General features: G+C 46.4%; 19 protein-coding genes and 1 pseudogene. 7 read left to right on the top strand and 13 right to left on the bottom strand.

The features are described from left to right. Positions 1-130: 130 nt before the first annotated feature. Both AC3FZD_RS15215 and AC3FZD_RS15220 read right to left on the bottom strand, forming a co-directional pair. Positions 131-1,645 carry a hypothetical protein gene (locus AC3FZD_RS15215; RefSeq protein WP_488736845.1) on the bottom strand — a complete coding sequence of 505 codons (1,515 nt, stop codon included), beginning with the start codon at positions 1,643-1,645 and terminating at the stop codon, positions 131-133. 28 nt (positions 1,646-1,673) lie between these two features. Then, positions 1,674-4,235, bottom strand: a complete 2,562-nt coding sequence (locus AC3FZD_RS15220) for a hypothetical protein (protein ID WP_488736846.1) — start codon at positions 4,233-4,235, stop codon at positions 1,674-1,676. A gap of 300 nt (positions 4,236-4,535) precedes the next feature. On the opposite strand from AC3FZD_RS15220, the gene AC3FZD_RS15225 reads away from it, so the two are divergent. From AC3FZD_RS15225 to cobT, 3 genes are read left to right on the top strand one after another with little or no spacing between them, the layout of a single operon-like run. Beyond that, a complete protein-coding gene (locus AC3FZD_RS15225) occupies positions 4,536-5,243 on the top strand; it encodes a Crp/Fnr family transcriptional regulator (RefSeq protein ID WP_488736847.1) in 708 nt (235 codons plus the stop codon). A gap of 37 nt (positions 5,244-5,280) precedes the next feature. Beyond that, complete coding sequence (locus AC3FZD_RS15230) at positions 5,281-5,925, top strand: DUF2232 domain-containing protein (protein ID WP_488736848.1); 645 nt, start codon at positions 5,281-5,283, stop codon at positions 5,923-5,925. 31 nt (positions 5,926-5,956) lie between these two features. Continuing rightward, positions 5,957-7,066: a nicotinate mononucleotide-dependent phosphoribosyltransferase CobT gene (gene cobT, locus AC3FZD_RS15235; RefSeq protein WP_488736849.1), complete on the top strand. Its 1,110-nt coding sequence runs from the start codon at positions 5,957-5,959 to the stop codon at positions 7,064-7,066. On the opposite strand, the gene AC3FZD_RS15240 is transcribed toward cobT, so the two are convergent. After that, entirely contained in the window at positions 7,061-7,447 is a 387-nt protein-coding gene (locus AC3FZD_RS15240; protein WP_488736850.1) for a hypothetical protein, read from the bottom strand. The genes cobT and AC3FZD_RS15240 overlap by 6 nt on opposite strands. 134 nt (positions 7,448-7,581) lie before the next feature. On the opposite strand from AC3FZD_RS15240, the gene AC3FZD_RS15245 reads away from it, so the two are divergent. Next, entirely contained in the window at positions 7,582-8,742 is a 1,161-nt protein-coding gene (locus AC3FZD_RS15245) for an extracellular solute-binding protein (RefSeq protein WP_488736851.1), read from the top strand. Positions 8,743-8,837: 95 nt separating this feature from the next. Here AC3FZD_RS15245 and ilvD read toward each other — a convergent pair whose 3' ends face one another. Continuing rightward, the gene (ilvD, locus tag AC3FZD_RS15250; RefSeq protein ID WP_488736852.1) at positions 8,838-10,517 is read right to left on the bottom strand and encodes a dihydroxy-acid dehydratase; all 1,680 of its coding nucleotides are present in this window, start codon (positions 10,515-10,517) and stop codon (positions 8,838-8,840) included. 190 nt (positions 10,518-10,707) lie between these two features. On the opposite strand from ilvD, the gene AC3FZD_RS15255 reads away from it, so the two are divergent. Further along, entirely contained in the window at positions 10,708-11,547 is an 840-nt protein-coding gene (locus AC3FZD_RS15255; protein ID WP_488736853.1) for a pentapeptide repeat-containing protein, read from the top strand. Positions 11,548-11,571: 24 nt separating this feature from the next. Here the strand turns inward: AC3FZD_RS15255 and AC3FZD_RS15260 are convergent, their stop codons facing one another. The 4 genes from AC3FZD_RS15260 to AC3FZD_RS15275 form a co-directional block, all read right to left on the bottom strand. Beyond that, positions 11,572-13,095 carry a CHAT domain-containing protein gene (locus tag AC3FZD_RS15260; protein WP_488736854.1) on the bottom strand — a complete coding sequence of 508 codons (1,524 nt, stop codon included), beginning with the start codon at positions 13,093-13,095 and terminating at the stop codon, positions 11,572-11,574. A gap of 26 nt (positions 13,096-13,121) precedes the next feature. Beyond that, on the bottom strand, positions 13,122-14,399 hold the full coding sequence (locus AC3FZD_RS15265) for a hypothetical protein (RefSeq protein ID WP_488736855.1): 1,278 nt from the start codon (positions 14,397-14,399) through the stop codon (positions 13,122-13,124). A 119-nt stretch (positions 14,400-14,518) separates the two neighbouring features. After that, entirely contained in the window at positions 14,519-14,767 is a 249-nt protein-coding gene (locus tag AC3FZD_RS15270; protein ID WP_488736856.1) for a ferredoxin-thioredoxin reductase variable chain, read from the bottom strand. Between the two features lie 97 nt (positions 14,768-14,864). Further along, positions 14,865-16,688: a PP2C family protein-serine/threonine phosphatase gene (locus tag AC3FZD_RS15275; protein ID WP_488736857.1), complete on the bottom strand. Its 1,824-nt coding sequence runs from the start codon at positions 16,686-16,688 to the stop codon at positions 14,865-14,867. 124 nt (positions 16,689-16,812) lie between these two features. Between AC3FZD_RS15275 and AC3FZD_RS15280 the strand changes: the two genes are divergently transcribed. Both AC3FZD_RS15280 and AC3FZD_RS15285 read left to right on the top strand, forming a co-directional pair. Further along, on the top strand, positions 16,813-17,250 hold the full coding sequence (locus AC3FZD_RS15280; RefSeq protein WP_488736858.1) for an NfeD family protein: 438 nt from the start codon (positions 16,813-16,815) through the stop codon (positions 17,248-17,250). Between the two features lie 33 nt (positions 17,251-17,283). Beyond that, positions 17,284-18,312, top strand: a complete 1,029-nt coding sequence (locus tag AC3FZD_RS15285; protein ID WP_488736859.1) for an SPFH domain-containing protein — start codon at positions 17,284-17,286, stop codon at positions 18,310-18,312. A gap of 376 nt (positions 18,313-18,688) precedes the next feature. Here AC3FZD_RS15285 and AC3FZD_RS15290 read toward each other — a convergent pair whose 3' ends face one another. The 5 genes and pseudogenes from AC3FZD_RS15290 to AC3FZD_RS15310 form a co-directional block, all read right to left on the bottom strand. Further along, positions 18,689-19,060 (bottom strand): type II toxin-antitoxin system VapC family toxin, encoded by a 372-nt coding sequence (locus AC3FZD_RS15290; RefSeq protein ID WP_488736860.1) that lies wholly within the window; start codon positions 19,058-19,060, stop codon positions 18,689-18,691. Between the two features lie 12 nt (positions 19,061-19,072). Next, the gene (locus AC3FZD_RS15295) at positions 19,073-19,324 is read right to left on the bottom strand and encodes a hypothetical protein (RefSeq protein ID WP_488736861.1); all 252 of its coding nucleotides are present in this window, start codon (positions 19,322-19,324) and stop codon (positions 19,073-19,075) included. 77 nt (positions 19,325-19,401) lie between these two features. Further along, positions 19,402-19,596, bottom strand: a pseudogene (locus AC3FZD_RS15300) (DUF7149 domain-containing protein); the annotation flags it as partial. 31 nt (positions 19,597-19,627) lie between these two features. Next, on the bottom strand, positions 19,628-20,026 hold the full coding sequence (locus tag AC3FZD_RS15305; RefSeq protein ID WP_488736862.1) for a Fur family transcriptional regulator: 399 nt from the start codon (positions 20,024-20,026) through the stop codon (positions 19,628-19,630). A 107-nt stretch (positions 20,027-20,133) separates the two neighbouring features. Beyond that, a complete protein-coding gene (locus tag AC3FZD_RS15310) occupies positions 20,134-22,008 on the bottom strand; it encodes a tetratricopeptide repeat protein (protein ID WP_488736863.1) in 1,875 nt (624 codons plus the stop codon). Positions 22,009-22,113: the final 105 nt, after the last annotated feature.

Genomic DNA, 22,113 nt, shown 5'->3' on the forward strand with positions numbered 1-22,113 from the left:
TAACAGTTGACAAAGCCGAATGCAAGAATATTTAATTAATCTTCACTTTTTCCCGGATGAGAGGATATAAAAGTTATGTTTAAGGGCTAAATGGGCGATCGCCTCCCGCAGGTCTGGCAACCCTTGAGATTTACCAAAGGAGTAAATAGGGATCGTCCAAGGTTTGGTATGAGCCTTCCAAAACGGCCTGAAATTGATGATGCATCATCCGATTTTGCTCCGAATTGAGGATATATAATCCGGTTTCTGTTTGTCGGCTAAATAAGGGTTGATTCAACGCCCTATCTCCCCAACTTTGCCCAGATTCAAGACGTAAACCAGGGGGAAGATCCCCCCTAAGTAATTGCCGTAGGCGATCGCCACAAACAGCCGTATTAATCCCCCGTTGCTCTAATAAGTGGAAAATTTGACTTTCGGCGATCGCCTCATCGGGCATCACCCGCAGTAATTCTAACAAGAGAAAATAATCACTATATTGATGGCGAACCGCATTCAGGACTTGAGGATAAAGGGGTAAATTCGCCAATCCATAAGCCACCCGACTACATTTAGGCAATTGTCCCTGTGGAATACGGTCTTGAATAATCGCCGCACTAGGTAGTTTTTGCCGCAACCAACGGGCGATCGCCACCAAAGACGCACTGCCCCCCGTACATAAGGCTTGACGTATCCCTTGGGGAGCAACTCCCGTCTGACTAAACAGACGATTAACCTCCCGACTCAGCGCCCGTAAAAAAGGCACAAACACCTTCATCTCCAAATCCCGGCGCTTAAGCCTCCATTGCTGCTGCTCTAGGCGAACCGTAATCTCATTTTCGATCTGAAGTCTATATTTCGCCTCTCTGGCGATTTCCAATAATCCCCGACCCCACTCTGAACCCGCCAAATACTCCGCCAACCGATAACGAGCTTCTAAATCCACCTCTCCCGGCTTAGGAAAGCTTATCTCCAGTTCCCCACCGGATGCCCCCGGTAAAAATCGATTCTCCCCACTCAACAACAACTGACCCACAATATCCTGATCGATCGCATCTCCCCCATAAGCCAAAGATCCCAGATGGAAATCCTCATACTTAAGCTCAGATCTTGGCAACGGCAGATCCACCACAGCAAACTCCGTCTTCGTTGCCCCCGAATCCAAAATCAACGTCCCTCCTTGCCATTGCGTCCCCTGGGCCGTATCCCGCAACTCCGATATCACCAAAGCAATTGGCTCCTCCAAAAACCAAACTTGGTAAGGCCGCTCAACCCAACCCGTCCTTAAAATCGCCTCTCGCAGATTAAATCGATAGGCATCACTCCAACGGGCCGGACAGCCCACAATCACCCCCCGCAACTGACTCCAAATCTCTGGGTTATAGCCTTCTCGATCCCTCATCCCCTGCAACTGTTTAGCCATCTCCTCAAGGATTGCCCGATCGCAAAAGCGCCCAGGAGCTATCCCCGCTAAACCCCAATCTAAGCAAGGCTTCAGGGAGACTCCCGCCGCACCTAGCCGAGTCGGGAAACGCTCCAAGGGATAAAAACAGCGTGTTGAGTAATTCAGTAAGACGGCTGAAATACCCGTAGTTCCCCAATCAATTCCCAAATACCAGAGTCCAGGCTCGCGATCGGGGCTACGTTGTGCCCATGAGTGATACGTCACACTTAAACCCTCTCTCACATCTTCAGAATTAATCTCTATTCAAAAAATTCAATGGTGGATCGGGATCGTTATCATCTGCAAACCCTTCAAAGACATCCTCTAGAGTAAAGGTTTCTTCCTGAGTTTGGCTATCCATATCACTTGAGGCAGGAAAACGCCGATCTGGATCTATACTTCTATTTTCCCCCAGCAAAAACCCATCAAACATATTTTCTAGCGTCGATCTCCCTCTCCCAGTTGATGGATCGATAGCGTCCCGATTCTCCTGATTGTCTCCCTCAAAAGCCTGATCTAAACTAATCGATTTGTCATATTGTGGGTCTAAAGTTCCGGCTTCTTCCCCAAACACCGTATCGATCGTTAAAGATTCCGGCAACCCGTTTTCATCCTCCCACAAAGGATTCAAATCGGTTGCTTCTTCCTCTGGAAGCAGCAGAGGCAATTCTGGATCTTCTCTGAATCCTGCAAATAAACTCTCTCCAGTTTCTGCCGTTTCAGCATTCCCTCGATCTTCAAGTGCTTCTGTAGCCTCTGGACTCTTTGGCTCAGGGGTCAAAATTTCATTGAGGAAATTCTCGGTATTCAACGCCGTCTCTTCTTCAGGAAGAGAAGGAGCAGCCTCCACCGACTCTAAAGTACCAAAAAGATCCTCCTCTCGAAAAGCTGGAGGAGGCACTGGCGCAGTTCCCTCACCTTCGAGACTAAATAAATCTTGACTTAACTGCTCTAAGACTTCGCCCTGTAAGTTTAACTGACTAACCCCCTGGGTTTCTTCGAGATCCGTAGGCAACAAGACTTCATCGGGAGAAGCGGGAATATAAACATCTTCTGTGGAGTTCAAGGGCATTTCCTTTGCCCAGTCCGTTTCTAGGTTCTCTGAAGTCATCTGGGGTGGGGGATCTTCTTCACCAAATAGCTCCATGAAGGTTTCTAGGGAAACCGGATCTTCCACTTGGGAGGGAGGAGGAGCTAATTCAAACAGGCTCGATTCGACCACTGCACTCTTTGAGGGTAAGTCTTCAACTTGGGCAGTTTCTGCTGAGTCTTCCCTGGCTGCTTCCCCCTCATCTAACCCTTCAAACAAATCTGTTTCTAAAGTTTCGGCGATCGCCTCTCCCTCTACTGCTCCTGCTTCTTCCATCTGGACGATCGCCCCTAAATCAGGTTCTGGCTCCGCCTCCGGTAATATCCGATCCGATTCTGCTGCCCGAACTAACTCTTGCAGGGGATCGCCCGACTCTCCCTCCTCTAGAACCTCAGCCGTCGTAAACTGATCCGAGCCAAACAAAGCATCATAAAACTCATCCCCTTCAATCACTGCTTCCGGTTCCAGCTCTTCTGACTCTAAATCCACATCGGCTGAAGACTCATCAGAGGGTCGATCTTCCACCTCCTCCGTAACATCAACAGCATCTTCTGACTCCTCCAACTGTTCAAAAAATTCCAACGCCATCTCCTCATCCAGAACCCCTAACTCTTCTAAATCCTCCGGCTCTTCCTCCTTCATGGATTCCGCTTCAAAATTATCCCAATCCTCCACTTCTGTCATTTCCTGGGGCTGGGGATCGGTTGGTTGGGAAACAAGGTGATCTGAAGTAGAGAGGTGGGCACTTCGATCCGTTTCCGGAGAGCGCACCGAAGGATTCAAAGATTTACCCCCACTCGATTGTTCTAATGTTCCCCCAGAACTCTCTTCTGAGCGATTTTGAATATAAGATGACGCTTCTCGCCCTAACTGGGATGCCAACCGGTTCACCAAAGCACTAAACATCACCTCACCCTGTTGGCCCAAACTATACATATGTTCAATGCCTTGAGTCATCGACTCACCATAGCTTTGAAGATTACTTTGCAGCGTCTCAAAGACCACATTAATCGACGCATCTAGCGTTTTGAGTAGTTTATCCGATTGAGCTTGCAGCGCCCGCAGTTGCTCTAGCCGTTCTTGGGGAGTCAACAGCGCCGGATCAGCATTACTATCGGGAGCCAAAATCGGATCATGGGGTTCAGAGGATCGATATTGCAGGTACTCCACCTGCAAATTCGCCAAATTTTCAGCCACTTGTTCCGTTAAACTTTCCGCACAGCGATCGATCAGAGATTGGAAAAACTCCGTCATCATTTTCTGAGATTGACCAGACATCGAACTATTGCGGCGCTGTTGATCCATATATTGCAGCTCTTGACGCATTTGTTCCCGTTGGCTAGACAGAGCCGCAATTTCCGCCTGTAAGGGCATGAGAATACTAGAGCGCAAATCCTGCACCACCGCTTGCACAATTTCTTGATTGGCCGCATTCTGGGGTTGGGGTGCGGGTTGGCTCTCTTGGGAGAGATCCGCCCCCAATAGGGAAAGACGACGGCGACTCTGAGGAGTCGGACGGGTGGAGGAAGGGAGTTGACCTTTGAGAGCCGGATGTCCAGTTGGGGAGGTCGGCAAACTCGCCAAATAGTCCCGAACCCGTCTTAACACCCGACGTTGTTGGGTCACCTCTCCCGCCATCACCCAAGGGAGGCGAGACTGGGTTTTGGATAGCACGCTATCGATTTCCGTTATCAGTGCTTGACGCGGGTCAGTCTGAGGTGTCACAATCGTCATCCCTAACTATAAGTTCGCTCGGTTCTGCTGAAGGTAGGCATACTGCAAGCAGTGTAAGTCAAAATTGGACGGCTATGGCAGATTTGATGCGAAAATTAACTTTATCTCACGTTATGGGTTAGGGTCATTGAGGGCGATCCCCCCTATTGACCCCCTATTGACCGGTAAATCTTGTAGATTTTGAAGCACTTTACGTTATGATGGCCCTTATTGTTTAGGTGTAAACCCATGGCCTGCCCTCCAAACCCATTTTTAATTTTTAATTTTTAATTTTTAATTGATATTACCCTTATGGTAGAACGACACAAGTCCCGTGGTGAATTGAACCAGCGTGAACTCATTAAATCAGCACCCTTTTTTGAAGGCTTACCGGAGGAGATTGTTGAACGGACAACAGCACAAGTCGTAATACGAGAACATCCTTCTAACCAAGTCATTCTATTGGAAAATGATTGGGGGAGTTCTGTTTATTTCATTCTGGAAGGATGGGTTAAAATTCGCACTTATAATTTAGATGGTAAAGAAGTAACCCTCAATATTATTGGTAAGGGGGAATTGTTTGGAGAAATGGCTCCCCTAGAAGAAGTCCCCCGCTCTACGGACGTGATTACCCTGGCCCCAACAACGATTGGTAATATGCCCGCTAGTGATTTTGTTAACTTGATCCATACGGAACCAAAGGCAGGCATCCGCTTGGCCCAATTGATGGCTCGACGCTTACGCCAAGTCAACCGACGTTTAAGACTGCGAGAATCCGATAGTACCTCCCGTGTCGCGGATATTCTGTTATTTTTGGCCGATGGTCAAGGAACTAAAACGGCTGAAGGGGTGGAAATTCCCAATTTACCCCATCGAGAATTAAGCTCTTTGAGTGGATTAGCCCGTGAAACGGTGACTAGGGTTCTGAGTAAATTAGAAAAGAAAAAGCTGATTGTGCGCCCCGATCGCGATACCCTATGTATTCCTGATTTGGGTGCTTTAGAGCGCTTGATGGTATAGCGCTATGCACCGGTAATGAGTAATTAGGTAATAGGTAATGGGTAATCAGAAGCAGGAGAGTCAGGTTAATCTCACCTTACCTCTAGTAGAATCAGCATTTTTAGCGAGTACCTCTAGTCTAATTTGGTTGGTTAATTACTATTTTCCCCCAGGGCCATTGTTGCGGATCTTTTTTCCCGTACCGATCGCCTTAGCCTATTTGCGCTGGGGAAGTCGCAATGCTTGGATGACAATGACGGTAACGGGTTTGCTGTTAACCGTGCTAATGGGGCCAACCCGCAGTATCCTGTTTCTGATTCCCTTTGGACTGTTAGGGGTACAGTTGGGGATGATGTGGCGACGGGGATCAAGTTGGTGTCTGTCTATTGGGTTAGGAACGCTGTTGGGGGCGATCGGGTTTTTCTTCAAAATTTGGTTAGTTTCCATTCTCCTCGGTGAGGATTTATGGCTGTATCTGATGGCACAGGTGACGGGGTTACTCGATTGGGCATTCCTGAAGTTGGGACTCTTGGCCGAGCCAGATATAATGGTGGTACAGGCGATCGCCGTCGTTATGGTTTTAATTAACAATTTTATCTATCTGTTCGTCGTCCATTTAGTCTCCAGTCTACTCCTAGAAAAGCTCGGTAACCCCATTCCCCTACCCCCTGCTTGGGTTGAAGTTTTATTAGATCGAGAGTAGTTTGGGGAGATAGGGAGATAGGGGGACAGCAGTGATTAGGGTTTATACGGAAATCGAACGGGGAGAGCATTGGTTAAAAAAGTATCGAGGCAGTCGGCCCCATTTCGCTTGTATTCTCGGCTTTACCGAAACAGCCTTAATTCCAGGAATTTCGGCGGCAGGAGCAACACCAGCAGACCGACGTTATACTTGTTTAGCGGATGCTGAATTTTTGCTTAAAGGGGTGAGTCCTGAATATGCTTATCCCTTACCTCCCCTACATGCAGGCATTTCTCCCGTGTTTATTTCCCGTGCCATTGGTGAAGCGCTTCAGATTCCCATTACCCTGTTTAATGCAGGATTACCCGATCGCCCTCCCGTAGAAGCAGTCGAATTAGGGGGAAATCCCGCCTTATGTGTCAGTAGCGGACAAGCATTAGATCTAGAAGTAGTCCGTCATTTATTTAACCAAGGTCGAAAATGGGGAGCGCAATTGGCGCAACAAACCGATTATTTGATTATCGGTGAATGTGTGGTTGGGGGAACAACTACCGCTTTGGCGATTTTAACCGGGTTAGGATGGCCAGCATCGGGTAAAGTGAACAGCAGTCATCCCACCTGCAACCATCATCAGAAGATCCAGGTAGTCAAGCAGGGTTTAGAACGAGCAGGAGGTTGGGAAAAACAGCGATCGGTGTGGGAATTAATCGCAGCAGTAGGCGATCCCATGCAACCGGTAGCTGCTGGGATGGCGATCGCCGCCAGTCAACAACATTGTGGCGTACTTTTGGCTGGCGGTACTCAAATGTTAGCGGTTTATGCATTAATCCAAGCCATTGCTCAGGAAGAAAACTGCATTTGGGATACGACAGAAGTGGTAGTAGGGACGACGCGATGGGTAGCGGAAGATCCCACTGGAGATACGGTGGGTTTAGCGAAACTGTTATCTCCAGTTCCCCTAATGGCAACTCAACTGAGTTTTGCACAGTCTAATTATCCGCAATTGCAAGTCTATGAACAGGGGTTCGTCAAAGAAGGAGTAGGCGCAGGAGGTTGTGCGATCGCCGCCACCCTAGGGCAAAATTGGACAGGAAAAGACCTCCTTAAGGCGATCGAAACCTTAGTTGAGCTATATTCCTCAGTCTTTAGAGCCAGCTTATAAATGAATCCGCTTAGAGAGTAATTGCTCTTCTAGAGCCGCAATCCGATTATAAGCCGCAGTTAGTTGAGCCGTTAAGCGCTGAACCTGGAGTTCCGGGGATAAATAGGCATCCGATCGCGAATCCGAAAAATCCCGACGAATCTCATAATCGTCATCCACTAACACATCTTTATGATCCCAAATGGGTAGATCGGCTAAATCATGAGCATAGGAGTGGCTACTGGAAGTCCGTTCTGGTAGACGAATCCCCTCTTCTGGGAGATCGGCTGATCCAGCTTGCGATTCTAGGGAAGAGAATTTAGAATTAAGCCGTTCAATCGCATGGGACATGCTTTCTATTTTTTCCATCAGCATCATGATTTGGGTTTCTAGGATTTCCATTGGGGACTCCAGATGTTATAGGTGAGGATTGTTCATTATGATTTTAGATAGGCTTTGAGAAGATTCTTGATTTATTTTTGAATCATTTAACTTTTAGTAAAAAATGTAAATAAATACTTAATATTTTCTCAGTTATGGATCGTCGAAGTTTTTTGTCAGGAAGTCTGAAAACAACCGGTTTAGCGCTCTCAAGCCTCTCGTTGTCCTCAGTTTTGACTACCGGATGTAGTCCCACTACCCGCTTAAGGATTTATATCTTAAAGGGGTCGATTCCGGCCACATTGATTAATGAACTCAAAAAAGCAGTACCTGAGAGCGCGAGTTTAGAAGTAATCCCCGTGAGCCAACTCGATCGCCTGTTTGCCTCTCTGAAGCAAGAACCGACAGTTTCTAGCAATGGGGGATTTCAGGGTTTAGCTTTTTGGCAAACCGCTCCCCCTCCTCCAGATTTGGTCACCCTTGGAGATGCTTGGTTAACAGAGGCGATCGCCAATGAACTTATTCAACCCCTTGATACCTCATTGCTGGCTTGGGATCGATTACCTACGGGTTGGCAAAGCCTCGTTAGGCGCGATCGCCAAGGGAATCTCGATCCCAATGGAGAAGTCTGGGGAGTCCCCTACAGTTGGGGCACTACGGCGATCGTTTATCGACCCGATAAATTTAAATCCTTGGGTTGGGAACCCACCGATTGGTCTGATTTGTGGCGCAAAGAATTACAAGGTCATATCTCCCTACTCAATCAACCCAGGGAAGTCATTGGTTTAACCCTAAAATCTCTCGGTTATTCCTATAATTATCCCGATTTAGACCGTATTCCTGAACTCCCTCAAACCCTGAAACAACTGAATCAACAAGTTAAGTTTTATAGTTCTGACCAATACTTACAACCCTTAATTGAAGGCGATACTTGGTTAGCATTGGGATGGTCAACGGACATTTTACCGATCTTAAATCGGTATAAACTTAAAGCCATCATTCCCCAATCGGGAACCGCACTTTGGGCAAATATTTGGGTAAGTCCGAACCTCAGTCCTAAAAACTCTGGTATTCAGGAATGGATCGATCAGTTTTTGAATCCTGATTTAGCCCTCAAACTCTCCCAATTTAGTGATGCGGTTTCACCCCTGTTAATTACGGCTAACCGCGAGAAGCTCACCCCATCTATTCTGAACTCTGGGATCAAATTCCCCGATCCTACGGTTTTATCCAAGAGTGAATTTCTCTTACCTCTGTCAGAGCAAACCCTCAGCAGCACTCAAAACCTGTGGGAAAAGATGCGGAGTCAGGGTTGACGGGAGGAGTGGCGTGACGGCACTCAAATGAGGTAAAGCGAGGAGCAAGTAGGGTGGGCAGTGCCCACCCTACGGTGAAATCCGAAGCGACAGAATTATAAATCGTCGGTCACTGCACCCCGGCTGCTGGAGGAGACTAACTGAGCATACTTGGCTAACACCCCTCTGGTATAGCGCGGTTCCTTGGGTTGCCATTGGGCGCGACGTTGGGCTAACTCTTCGTCGGAAACATGGAGTTCTAAGCGCCGCTCTGGTGCATCAATGGTAATAGTATCGCCTTCTTGGACTAAAGCGATCGCCCCACCCACGGCTGCTTCGGGAGCCACATGACCCACCACCATGCCATAGGTTCCACCCGAAAAGCGACCATCGGTAATTAAGCCGACCGAATCGCCCAATCCTGCACCAATAATGGCGGAAGTTGGAGCTAACATTTCCCGCATTCCCGGGCCGCCTTTGGGGCCTTCATAGCGCACCACCACCACATCCGAGGGTTTAATTTTACCCGCGAGAATGGCGGCTAAACATTCCTCCTCAGATTCAAACACCCGTGCCGGCCCCGTGATTTTAGGGTTTTTTACGCCAGAAATCTTGGCCACGCTGCCCTCAGTGGCTAAATTGCCCCGCAAAACGACCAAATGGCCGGTGGTATAGAGGGGGTTATTCCAGGGACGGATTACGTCTTGGTCTTCCCTAGGGGTTGGGGGCACATGGGCGAGAATTTCGGCAATGGTTTGACCGCTCATGGTGAGGCAATCCCCATGGAGTACGCCATTTTCGAGTAAAATCTTCATCACTTGGGGAATGCCGCCCGCTTGATGGAGATTGACGATCACATAGCGACCGGAGGGTTTGAGGTCGCAGAGGACGGGGACTTTGGCGCGGATGGTTTCAAAGTCATCCAGGGTTAACTCTACACCGGCGGCATGGGCGATCGCCAGTAAATGCAATACCGCATTGGTCGATCCTCCCACAGCCATGACCACGGCGATCGCATTTTCAAACGCCTTCCGGGTTAAAATCTGGCGGGGCAAAATTTGCTTACGAATGGCATCGACCAAAACCTTAGCCGACTCCGCCGTACTATCGGCCTTTTCCTCATCTTCAGCCGCCATCGTCGAAGAATAGGGTAAACTCATGCCCATGGCTTCAAAGGCCGAAGACATGGTATTCGCGGTAAACATGCCTCCACAAGATCCCGGCCCCGGACAAGCATTTTTCTCGACCGCATTTAATTCGGTCTCATCAATCTTACCGGCACTATATTGGCCCACCGCTTCAAAAGCACTGACTACGGTGAGATCGCAATCCTTGTAACGTCCGGGTTTAATCGTTCCCCCATAAACAAACAAGGCTGGAATATTCATCCGGGCGATCGCAATCATCGCCCCTGGCATATTCTTATCACAACCGCCGATCGCCAGAACCCCATCCATACTCTGACCATTACAAGCCGTTTCGATCGCATCCGCAATCACCTCCCTAGACACCAAGGAATACTTCATTCCCTCCGTCCCCATGGAGATCCCATCACTAACCGTAATCGTACCAAACAGTTGGGGCATAGCTCCCGCTTCCTTCAGGGCACTTTCCCCCCGCAGAGCCAAATCATTCAGACCCACATTACAGGGCGTAATCGTGCTATAGCCATTAGCAATCCCCACAATCGGTTTGGTGAAATCCTCATCACCAAAACCCACAGCTCGCAGCATCGCTCGGTTAGGCGCTCTTTGTACGCCCTGGGTGACCACTTGACTTCTAAAATTATCAGACATCCTGATATCCATTCGTGACAACTGAATAAGAATTATACTCTCCCCTCCTATTGTCTCAAAAGGAAAGACCCTTTGAAAACCTTTGAGTGAGATCAGTTATTGGGTTAGAGTCAGTATGATACTCTAAAATTTTTCATAGGCTTCTTTAAGCGTATCTCTTTCCCTAGCAACTCAAGCCTCACGCTAACCCATGGATCTAGACGAACTCAAGCAGCTATACGCAGAAGGACAACGAGATTTTCGCCAAGTGGATCTGAGTCGCCAACTTTTAGTCGGCATTTCTCTTAACCAAGCTAATCTACGAGAATCGAAATTGATGCAGGTCAATTTGAGCAAAGCCAAACTCAAGGGTGTAAACCTCAGAGAAGCGGATTTACGAGGGGCAAATTTAAGTGGGATTGATTTACAAGAGGCTAATTTGATTAGTGCTAATCTTCAAGGTGCTAACTTAATGGGAGCTAATTTAAGCGGGGCAGGAATGCGAGGGGCAGATTTACATGATGCAGATTTAACGGGGGCCAATTTAACCCAAGCGAATCTCAGTGAATCGATTTTAACGGAAATTCGCCTTTATGATGCCAATTTAAGTAAGGCAACCTTGACGCGATCGAAGTTAGACGAGGCCATTTTAACTAAGGCTAATTTAGAAGGGGCAAATCTGACTTATACTTTACTGACTAAGGCCCATTTAGAAGAAGCTAATCTGACCAATGCCATGCTCAGTGGGGCGAATTTAGAAGAAGCCAATCTTACCAAGGCAGATTTAAGTTTTGCTAATGTCAGTGGAGCTAATTTAAGGGCAGCAATTTTATATCAAGCGAATCTGCGCCAAACTAATTTAAGTTGGGCAACTTTGCGTCAAGCCGATATGCGCGTGGCCAATTTATTTCGGACTAACTTAAATTGGGCGAATTTGGGGGAAGCGAGTCTAGCTCAAGCGATGATGATTGATGCTAAACTCAATCAAGCTAATTTGCGGAATACGGATATGACCAGCACAATTATGCCCGATGGTTCTACTCATGAGTAATGGGTGATTAGATCAATTGATGACTTAATTCCAGTTGCCAATCAACGTATAGGCTGACCAATAATAGGGATGGATGAAGTTTTGAGTTCTAGAAAATTGATCGGGCATTTCAATCGATAAATCTGAAGATAGAAAAAGGCGATTATGATCGATACGGATTAAGCCGTTAATCATATTCAGTTGTGTTTTTCTTAAGGCAGAAATCTTTACTGTGGCATTTTGGAGGTGATGATAAAATTCTGCCATTAATGCTAGGGAGCCTTCATCGGATGCATACCATAAACTACCGAGAGCGGTTTTCACTCCTGCTTGCAAGGCTAATCCAGAAAATCCTAATTCTGCGTCTTCACTTCCGAGGGCAGTACGACAGGCACTAAGGGTTAATAATTCAACTCTAGGATTTTGATTCCATTCCGAAGCTTGGGATAATTGACGCAGTTGATCTAAGCCCACATTGCGATTCCATAATTGAATGAAAGAGTTACTCACATCTCCAGGTCTGAATTCGGCATGGGTAGCAATATGAATCATCCGAGTATCTGGATCTTTGCTATATTGCTGTAAGTTTTCAACGGTGGCTTGTCGATCTAAAAAGGTTTGATTTTGCCAAATTTTTTGTAACCAAGAGAGTTCAATGGGAACAGCAGGCAATGGAGGGAGTTCTTGATTTTGTCCGCCATCGGATACCCCAAATCCTAAAAGGGTTGCGGATGCAATGGAGCGATAGGTGGGATCGATGAGGCTAAAGCTGGGAATTAAACCGACTTGATAGTCTTGGATGAGAAAATGTTGGTCATGGTAGAGAGCAGTAATGGGAAGAGAGCGAATTTTTTTGTCTAAACAAAAGATTAAGGTATCTGTTTTTTGAGTGGATAGGGATTCTTCTAAGGGTTGAATTAACCATTGGTAGAGTTGACTGGCATAGGGTTGATAGCTGGTGGTGCGGACTTTTCTAGGATTACTGACTTCTAGGCGGAATTGATTGATGGTTTCTTCTAGAGAAGATCGAGTAAGGTCTTGAACTTGAATTTGGGCAAAAGGAGAGGATTGGGAATTTTGTTTGTTTAAGAATTTGGGAGAGGAACAAGCGTTATTTTGGGGGAAAATGGTGAGGATGTCGAGTTGGTTTTCGAGGGCAACGACATAAACAATAGCGGGTTTTTGTTGAGTTTTTTGAGCTAAGTTGTCGAGAGTTTGGGCAATTTCACAGGCGCTGGCGGTTCGACCATAAAGTTTGAGATCGAAATATTTGGCGTATTCGACGGCTTGAAATTCTTCAAAGAGTTGAATGGCTTGTTCAAAGTCGGATTGGAGAAATTGACTTTCAAAGGCTTCTCGATCGATTTCTACTTCTTTGAATGAGGTGTTGTTGTTATCCTGAGAAGTGGGATCGGATTCTGAGGGGGGAAAGGAAAAGGTTTCTTGAATATTGGGGCCGGTAATATCGGATTGATTGCCACTTTGGGGGTGGGCACTTTGTAGGGAGGATTGGATGAAGATGAGGATGAGGATGCAGCTAAACCAGGCTAAAAAATGAATAATTTTCATGATATAGGGGAGGATATTTTAAGGGTTTAAAAGGAGAAAACATAGCCGATGCCTAAGATGAAGCGACTGCCATCTCCGGCACTGCCGGTAATATCGGTGAGGGCAGGGGTAATGACGAAGGGAATTTTGGAAATGGGGACGATGGATGCGCCTAGGGTGAGGTCTTGACCTGTCCATTCAACGATCGCATTGACTGAAGGAATAACCCGCACCGCTACCCCCCCAAATACACCGATCGCGTCTTGTTGCTGCATAATGTTGTCTTCTGAGCGAAATTGTCCCCCACCAACTCCAGCAGAGACATAAACGCGACTGAAAGGATCGGAGATATTGTCCCGCAGATCGAACCGTTTCGTGACGACACCATAAACGCTCGATCCGCCGTCTGTATTGCCCCATTGAATCGCATTATGGACTCCAACGGCGATCGCCCAATTTTGGGGCAGTTGGCGATGGATTTTTACACTGACCGATCCATCTTGCCCCGTATCGCCAATTAAATCCACAATGCTGACCCCCACATCAACCCCGACTCCAGTTTGGGGGTTTCCCAATCCCATACCAATGCCTAAACCCCCATCAGCATGATGGGTATAGCGGGTACGAGATTGTAAACCTAATGCCATGCCTACTTTGCCCCACTCTTGACCATAGGCTGAGGGAATGGTAATTGTAGCGGTGGGAGAAGCAGCAACTGGAGTTTGAGTGGGATGGGAGACGGGAAGGCTTGAGGGTTGGAAAAGTTCGGAGTTTTGGGGAGTGCTATCGGGAGCGAGGGAACCAGAGGAAACTGCTCTTTCGGGTGCTTGACTGATGGGGAGGGGAGCAGAGAGGGCTTCTAGGTATGCTTTATTTCCCACTGCTTTTGCCTCTGCTACAGGTGCGTGGGGGGTTGCCAAAATTGAAGGGGTTGCCGCAATCGTCTGATTTTCTACTAGAGGCTGGTTTAAAGCAGGGTCAATTGGGGACGGATCTGGAGTTGAGGAGGGAATCGATCCGGTGAACCATTGCTCATAATTGGCAATCAATGCGGACTCAGAGGGCAGTTGAATTGACCAGCGATCGCTTGGGGGGGGCGGCTCTGGTGGGGTAGGGGATTCTGGCAATTTAGAAGGGGCAATGTCTGGTATAGGAGGAGGGCTAGAATCCTCCTCAGAATCGAGTCTTATGGAGGCAGGAGTAGGGCTAGAAGCAGGATTTTGAGAATTTTGGTAGAAGGCAAAACTTTCCTTAATCAGGATGCCGCTCAAAAGACTCAAGACTAAACCTCTGAGCAGAGATGGCTTAAAATTTACATCTGCCATAGACTCGTTACACTTATGCTAGGGGGCGATCGCCAGGATACCCATACTGTAGCACTGGAGCGAGGATGGGGGAGATGGGGAGGATTGCCTTTTGCCTATTCCCTATTCCCTATTCCCCATTAAATGACTTCTAATTCATCTTCTTTCAAATGGGCTTTAAACCGTTTACTAATCTCTGGAAATTGAACGACCACAGGGAAATTAGCGCTGATGGCGACTTCTTGACCTTTTAAATTGTATGTAGAAGCTAAATCAACTACATCCCCTTCATGATTTTGCAGATCGAACGGTTCATTCCGATGTTGGGGATGGTGATAAATGACTAAAGAAGTTTTAACCCGAACGCGATCGCCAATTTTCAGATTCATAAACTTTTGCTCCACAATAATACAAGCTTAACTTGCTTTTCAGTTAACTTTTCTGTTGATTGAGTACAATGTTTGATTCTCTCATAAAAAGGGAAAATTATTTCTCCTGTGTCGGTTGGGGAGTATTTAACCCAGGAATATCCATTAACCCGGAATACCAGAGTCCGAACCCTGCTCCAAGGAGTAACAGCAGCAGTAATCCCCAAAGCATTAGCCCAACTCCCTGGGATGGCACTTTCTCTGGTGGGGAGGGGGCAGGCACTGGCTCGGCTTCGGGTTCTGGGGCAACTTGCTGCAAGACAAACTCTGGAGAATCTGGTAAAGATAACTGGGCATTAATGGTTCCTGGGGATAAGGATTTTTGCCCAGTTCCTGCCTGGGGAATTAACCCTTCTCTTTCCTGTAGTGGAGAAACCTGACAATGCATTAAGACCACCGATACATTATCAGGATTCTGGTCTGAGATTCCTAACGCTAACCAGCGATTAATGGACTCTTCTAAGGTAATCTCACCGCTCAAAACTCGATTAATCTCTGGTTGCCAATACTGTTGTATAGTTTGGCGATCGCTTAATCCATCTGAACATAAGAGTAAAATTCCCTCTTCTTCGATGATCAGCCGTTGTACATGGGGCACTAATTCATGATGATCGGCGTGTTGAGTTCCCAAAGCCTGAATGAGTTGCATGGCATTGTCCCTAGCAACGGCTTGACGGTGCAAACATTCCCCTTTGGCGACTTGCCAATGGGCAAAATCATCATCCTGGGTTAATAATTGACAATAATCGCGGGTAATCCAATAGGCACGACTATCTCCCACATGGGCTAAATAGAGTTCATGACCATTGGGAAACTCTAAACCAAAGCTGGTTTTCACCTTTTGGGCAATTTGTAGAGCCATCACTAAGGTGGTAGCCATCCTTTCCCGACTGGAGCGCCCCTTAGCGTCATTTTGGGTGGCGATCAAGTTATTGACAATGCGAATTACAGAGGTGATATGGTCGATCCAGATGGTTGGCTCGATGATTTCGGTTTGCTCTGCCAATTCTAAGAGTAAGCCTTGGACTTGTAATTTGACGCTGCGAACCGCCAATTCGCTGGCCACTTCCCCCCCTTCATGGCCATCGAGTCCATCGCAGATGATCCCCAGTTGGGAGATGCGATCGAATTCTGGGGTAAGATTCCCTTTTTGGGAAACGGTGACCGGATAACAGCTATCTTCATTATGCGATCGCACTGTGCCCCCATCTGTCCCCCCAGCCGTAGTCATCTTTAAGGGCAATTCGGCCGCCAATTCTAATAAGATTTGATTCAGGGAAGCTGTAATCTTGTTCCAATTTTGACCTGTCCCCATGTCTTCACAGAGGGGACTAAGCTGCTCCCGGATATCTGGATCGCAAGACTCTATCCAGGTTTGCCAACACCGGGAGAGGGCGCTTAAACTCAACTTTGAACGAGTAAAAATCAGTTCCCGTAGTCCAACTCGCCAGCCTTGGACGCGGATATTATCAGCCGTTAGCAGACTCGCACCTGCTCCAAAAGTATTTAAGGGGTTCCAGAGTTGGCTCAGTTGCCATAACCAATAGACTTGACGCACGGGAGCCGTTTGGCTCCAAGCTTCGGTAAGGGAGGGGTAGAGGGTTCCTTCTGAAGTAATGGGGATGCGATCGAGCAGTAAAATGAGAGGATGACCGGGGATTTCCACTGCTCCGTAGAGTTGGGGCAGGTGGAGATGATAGGGAGAGAGTTTTAAATAGGCTAATACTTTTGGGTCGGAGCGATCGGGAATTTCGGGCATCTCTTGCGGTTGGGTATCCCGCCAAATTTGTGACCCAACCACCTGATAGCGGTTGGCGACAATTTCCCCCACAGGAACCGACGATCCATTGACGGCCCAGAGATAACACTCCGATGTGTTCATGTAAACCCTCCAACCCTAAAGATTAGGTTAATTCTTCTGTGCGATCGCTCTTTGCATAGATTAGGCTATTTTTAGGGATTCATCGATCCCCTTTTATTACAGAACTCTTGGTTCATCAATCTGCATGGCTCTCAATCCGATATTAATTTGGCTGATTGCTGGCTTTATCCTCTGTGTGATGGAACTGGTAACCCCCACCGCCTTTATTGAGTTGCTGATGGGACTCGGAGCATTTGCGGTGGCTGGGGTTTCCTTGCTGTTTCCTCAACTGGGGTTAGGAATACAAATTCTGCTCTGGATGGTGTTCTCTTTGGGTTTGGTTTTGGGAACTCGCAAACTCTTACCAAAGCGGACTGCCTATAGCATTCAAGACTCTAAGGAAGCACAAACCTTAACCGAAATTTTACCCGGTCAACCGGGCAGAGTGTTATATGAAGGGAATTCTTGGCGGGCTAAGTGTGATGATCCTCAATTGGCGATCGCCGCCGATGAAATGGTTTATGTTCTCCGTCGAGAAGGGAATACCTTAATTGTGATTCCCCAAAAAATGCTCAATTCTTAAATAATCTAATTTTAATTTTCTGGAGGTCTACTCATGGGTGAATTATTTGGTCTACTGGTTGCTCTTTTTTTAGGAAGTAGCGCTTTATCTTGCGTCAAAATTGTTAAACAAAGCGATCAGATGCTGGTAGAAAGCCTCGGTAAATACAACGGTAAAAAGCTAGAGCCGGGATTGAATTTTTTAATGCCTTTTGTCGATCGCATTTCTTTCAAAGAAACGACTCGCGAGAAAGTTCTCGATGTGCCGCCCCAACAGTGTATTACCCGTGATAATGTCTCAATTAGCGTGGATGCGGTAGTCTATTGGAAGATTATGGACTTGGAAAAAGCCTATTATAGGGTGGAAAACTTGCACGCGGCGATGACCAATTTAGTCCTCACTCAAATCCGCGCCGAAATGGGTAAACTGGAGTTAGACCAAACCTTTACAGCTCGTTCAGAAGTGAATGAAGTCCTCTTACGAGAATTAGACATTTCCACTGATCCTTGGGGAATCAAAGTCACGCGGGTAGAATTGCGGGATATTGTGCCATCTAAGGCGGTGCAAGATTCCATGGAACTGCAAATGTCTGCGGAACGGAAAAAACGGGCAGCGATTTTAACTTCGGAAGGGGAAAGAGATGCTGCGATTAACAGTGCTAAAGGACGAGCAGAAGCCCAGGTTTTAGATGCAGAAGCACGGCAAAAAGCGGCAATTTTAGATGCGGAAGCACAACAAAAAGCGACGGTCTTAAGGGCGCAAGCGGAACGGCAACAAGCTGTTTTAAAAGCCCAAGGAACGGCGGAAGCCATGCAAATTATTACTAAGATGCTGAAAGCCGATCCAAAAGCTAAAGATGCCCTGCAATTTTTAATCGCCCAAAACTATATGGACATGGGCATGAAAATTGGCAGTAGCGGCAGTAGTAAGGTGATGTTTATGGACCCTCGTAGTATTCCGTCTGCACTCGAAGGAATGCGGGCAATTGTCGGTGATGCGGCAACCTCCCTGGATTCAGGAGAGTTGAGTACGATGTCTGCTGATTTAGACCAAGATTTACAAGCGCTGCGATCGCATTCTTAAACCTCTCAAGTAGGGTGGGCAGGAGGATAAACGACAGGATTCAACTTTTACAAGCAAACCCTGCCCACCTTACAGCGCTTTGCGCTGTTAAGTAATAAGTAATGAGTAATAAGTAATAAGTAATAAGTAATAAGTAAGAGTTTAACCCATTTTTCCCTTTTCATGTCCGCTTGCGGAAAAATGCGGCTTTTCAAGGCTTGCCAGCAGAATCGCTCGCCAACCAATTCTCTAGCTGCAAATTGGGAATTTCTCGAAAATGACGAATATTACAGCGTTTTGCGGGGTAATGAGGTACAGCAAAAAAAGATCCCCCCTTGCCCCCCTTAAAAAGGGGGGAATAGGAAAGTCCCCCTTTTTAAGGGGGATTCAGGGGGATCTAGATGTACCGCATAGCAGCGAAAATTGCTGTATTGGTCACCACAATATCATGGCGTGATCGGGCGATCGCCGCAATCAGGGCATCTAAGTCTTCGGTCGGTTTTCCCAATTGTTTCAATTCGCCTTGAATTTGGCCAAATTCCACTGCTGCCTTGTAGTCAAATTCGACAATTGTAGGGATTAAACTGAGAAAATCCTCAATATCTTGTAAGTTTTCTGACAATTTTTCAGAACGGTAAGCCCCCTTATACAGTTCCGCGATCGCAATTGTCGGCACACAGCACTGAGCATATTTACGGTAGAATTGCTGTAATACCTGGGGATGTCGATCAATTAGGGCGATGCAAATATTAGTATCCAACAAATACACAAATTTTTCACCTTAATCATCTACATTGTTCATTCTTTTTTCAAAGGCATCATGGCGTTCCTCATCTAGTTGCATTAAAGTTTTTACTAGCTCTTGTCTACCTTCGCGATCGCTCTCTAAGAATTCTTTCATTTTTTCTAGCTTGTCCTCAATGGTCATTGTCTCAACCTGTTTAACTTCGATAACCACTTGAGTTCCGTCGGGAATATTCAGATTTTCTGAAATTTCAATAGTGTTGCCATATTTAATCCCGGTTAGTTTCATGGGCAGACCTCCAATAATTAAGCAGTGTTTTAATTATAGCCTAGGCAACCCACGACCATCAGAAAGAGCAACTATTTAAAGTAATTTTCCTGATAATAGGTGTTCTTCAAAAAATCAGCAATCAGATTTTTATGAAATTCTTCTGACTCTGCGGGATTAATTTGCACCAGTAAGGTCTTGAGATTGGTTTTAAAGCGTTCAATCTCAGTACGATTAGGCTTAACTTTCAGAAAAGCTTTGTTTAATGCTTGTCTTGGTGAAGTTTTGCTCATTGTTATCCCCCGGTTTTACCAAATTGGTTATTTAAAACTCGGAAGCGGGTAAGAGTTGGCACTGCTCACAGAGTCCAAAGAATTCCAGGGTATGATAAAAAATCTTGAACTCGTAGTTTTTTTGCAGGGCGATTTCTAGGTCATGCACGGGACATTCAGGAAGCAAGATCGACTCACCACATCTTAGACAAGTTAAATGGTGTCGATCTTGCTCAATAGAAGTATAGACGGCTTCTCCGTTGGCTAAGGTGCGAGATTGGATCGCACCTTTTTGTTTGAGTCCTTCGAGAGCGCGATAGATGGTTGCTAGTCCAGTGGTTTGACTGCGACTGCGGAGTTCAATATAGATATCCTGAGCAGAGAGCGATCGCTGTATGCTTTTGAGCAGGGTAATAATTTTTTCTTGACTGCGAGTATACTTAGATTTCATGACCACTTCATGAGCTAGGCTTTTGGCCCCCCACTAATAGAAAACGCACGGGTAACCGCTATCATAACGGTTTTGAGCCTATTCTTCAATTAAGATCCCCTCTCCTTTTAAAACTGGGTAGAAACTTCTACTAAACGACTACCCTTAAGCATTTCTTGCGCTTTCATCGCTTGACTAAAGGAATCCACCGCTTCTTTATACTGGTGTAATTCTGCTAAAATATTGCCTTTGAGCCTTAAAGTTTCAGGATGATTGGGTTGAATCGACAAGACATGATTATAGATTTTTAGAGCTTCTTCTGGACGATTGATTTGGTCTAGAAGATGGGCAATTCTTAACCATAAATCGACCATTTCCGGTTGAAGAGCTAAGGCTTGCTCATAGGATGCGATCGCCTCTTCATATCGATTTAAGCCCTCCAGGGTAACCCCCCGATTGCGCCATAACCCCTCTCCCTGTTTGCCTAAAGACACCGCGATATCATAACCAGCCAGAGCCTCCTGATGGCGACCTAATTTGGCTAGGGCTAAACCCTGTTTATACCAAGACTCGCTATTCTGAGAATTCAGATTAACGGATTTATCATAGGAGAGGATCGCCTTTTCGTACTCTCCTATCCATCCCAATAAATTGCCCCGATGATACCAAGCTTCCCAACTTTGGGGATGGAGAATTAAGGCGCGATCATAAGAGTCGATCGCCTCTGCATAACGGCCTAATTTCGCTAAAATACTACCTTGATTATACCAAGCTTCATAGCGTCCCGGATGAATTGAGAGCGCCCGATCGTAGGCAGTCAGAGCGCGGGGATAGTTTTCCAATTTACTTAAAGTATTTCCTAAATTATACCAGGCTTCATCTCGATTCCCATCAATATCAATAGCTTTTTGATAGGCTTCTAGAGCGCGATAATAATTCTGTTGCTTAACATAGAGTTTCCCAATGGCTAACCAAGTTTCATAGGAATCAGGAACCCATTCCAAAGCCTTATAATAAGCAGCGATCGCATCCTCATAGCGATGAACTTCCGTTAATTCCTGAGCTTGGTGTAAATAATCTTCCATCGTCAACTCTGCCGGATTCACCGCAGGTAAAGCCTTAGAAGCACCCGAAACAACCGTCCGGTTTAACTGAGGGGGAGAAAAATTAGGCACTTCAGAAGATAAATTGACTGGCACAGTCTCCAGCATTTGGGAGGGCCGAGTTTGGGAAATTTCCCGGAATAAACTCTCTTTTTCTGCTTTCGCTTCCCCTAGCATTTCCTGAAACTGACGCATCATTTGCCGCTTAATTTTATCGATTTCCTCCAAGGAAATCTGAGACTGTTGTGACTGTTCATGAACCGTGGTTAACTCATCGCGAATATGTTGTTTATATAAATTCAGATGACGATATAACTCACCCATCCAATCATCCGCTCGCAACTGATAATCCTTTAACTCCCGATCTAAATCGTTGAATTCTTCTAATTGAGAATGGATCATTTTCACTAAATCTTGAACCACCCAACCCCGAATGAACCCAAACAAAATCACCGCCATCACTGGCACACTTACAATTAAGGCCATCAACAAATTTAAAACGGTAATCGTTCCTTCAATTTTCGGCAGGCGATCGTCCCCTCCCACTAAGGCTAAATTTTCTTGGGCAATAGAGGTATCAACCACCTGAGCAATCATCGTCTTCAGGTGTTGAATATCTTCCTGGGATAAAGAAGTGCGATCAAAAGCTTCATCCCTCGATTGGGGGACTAGAGGAAGCACTTCCGGTGGGCTAATAGAAGCTAGGGCCACCGGCATCACCTGTTGCACAATAGACTGAATAAACTGAGGATCAATATCCGATTTTTGGCCAGTTCCATTATCCCCTATGGGTTGAATTGGAGATTGGCTCAGATCGGACGAAGACCGAAATTCTGGTGCGATCAATGCCGCTAAAGTAACAAGGGCAACGGTTGACATCCGCATAACATCCACTCCCATTCATCTCCAGTAGAGGCGAACTGTGGTTCGCCCTTAAAATTCTTAGAATTGCGCTATTCCTTGATACTGAGTTTTTGATCGATATCAGGATATGATCTATGGGAA

This window comes from Roseofilum sp. KMC-1 (assembly GCF_057802075.1).

Coding starts and splice junctions, on each gene's coding strand:
- AC3FZD_RS15285 (WP_488736859.1), top strand. CDS start 17,284: ATGGGTGAATTATTTGGTCTACTGGTTGCTCTTTTTTTAGGAAGTAGC.
- AC3FZD_RS15240 (WP_488736850.1), bottom strand. CDS start 7,447: ATGGAAATCCTAGAAACCCAAATCATGATGCTGATGGAAAAAATAGAA.
- AC3FZD_RS15245 (WP_488736851.1), top strand. CDS start 7,582: ATGGATCGTCGAAGTTTTTTGTCAGGAAGTCTGAAAACAACCGGTTTA.
- AC3FZD_RS15265 (WP_488736855.1), bottom strand. CDS start 14,399: ATGGCAGATGTAAATTTTAAGCCATCTCTGCTCAGAGGTTTAGTCTTG.
- AC3FZD_RS15280 (WP_488736858.1), top strand. CDS start 16,813: ATGGCTCTCAATCCGATATTAATTTGGCTGATTGCTGGCTTTATCCTC.
- AC3FZD_RS15230 (WP_488736848.1), top strand. CDS start 5,281: ATGGGTAATCAGAAGCAGGAGAGTCAGGTTAATCTCACCTTACCTCTA.
- AC3FZD_RS15260 (WP_488736854.1), bottom strand. CDS start 13,095: ATGAAAATTATTCATTTTTTAGCCTGGTTTAGCTGCATCCTCATCCTC.
- AC3FZD_RS15305 (WP_488736862.1), bottom strand. CDS start 20,026: ATGAAATCTAAGTATACTCGCAGTCAAGAAAAAATTATTACCCTGCTC.
- AC3FZD_RS15255 (WP_488736853.1), top strand. CDS start 10,708: ATGGATCTAGACGAACTCAAGCAGCTATACGCAGAAGGACAACGAGAT.
- AC3FZD_RS15225 (WP_488736847.1), top strand. CDS start 4,536: ATGGTAGAACGACACAAGTCCCGTGGTGAATTGAACCAGCGTGAACTC.
- AC3FZD_RS15270 (WP_488736856.1), bottom strand. CDS start 14,767: ATGAATCTGAAAATTGGCGATCGCGTTCGGGTTAAAACTTCTTTAGTC.
- AC3FZD_RS15310 (WP_488736863.1), bottom strand. CDS start 22,008: ATGGGAGTGGATGTTATGCGGATGTCAACCGTTGCCCTTGTTACTTTA.
- ilvD (WP_488736852.1), bottom strand. CDS start 10,517: ATGTCTGATAATTTTAGAAGTCAAGTGGTCACCCAGGGCGTACAAAGA.
- AC3FZD_RS15275 (WP_488736857.1), bottom strand. CDS start 16,688: ATGAACACATCGGAGTGTTATCTCTGGGCCGTCAATGGATCGTCGGTT.
- AC3FZD_RS15295 (WP_488736861.1), bottom strand. CDS start 19,324: ATGAAACTAACCGGGATTAAATATGGCAACACTATTGAAATTTCAGAA.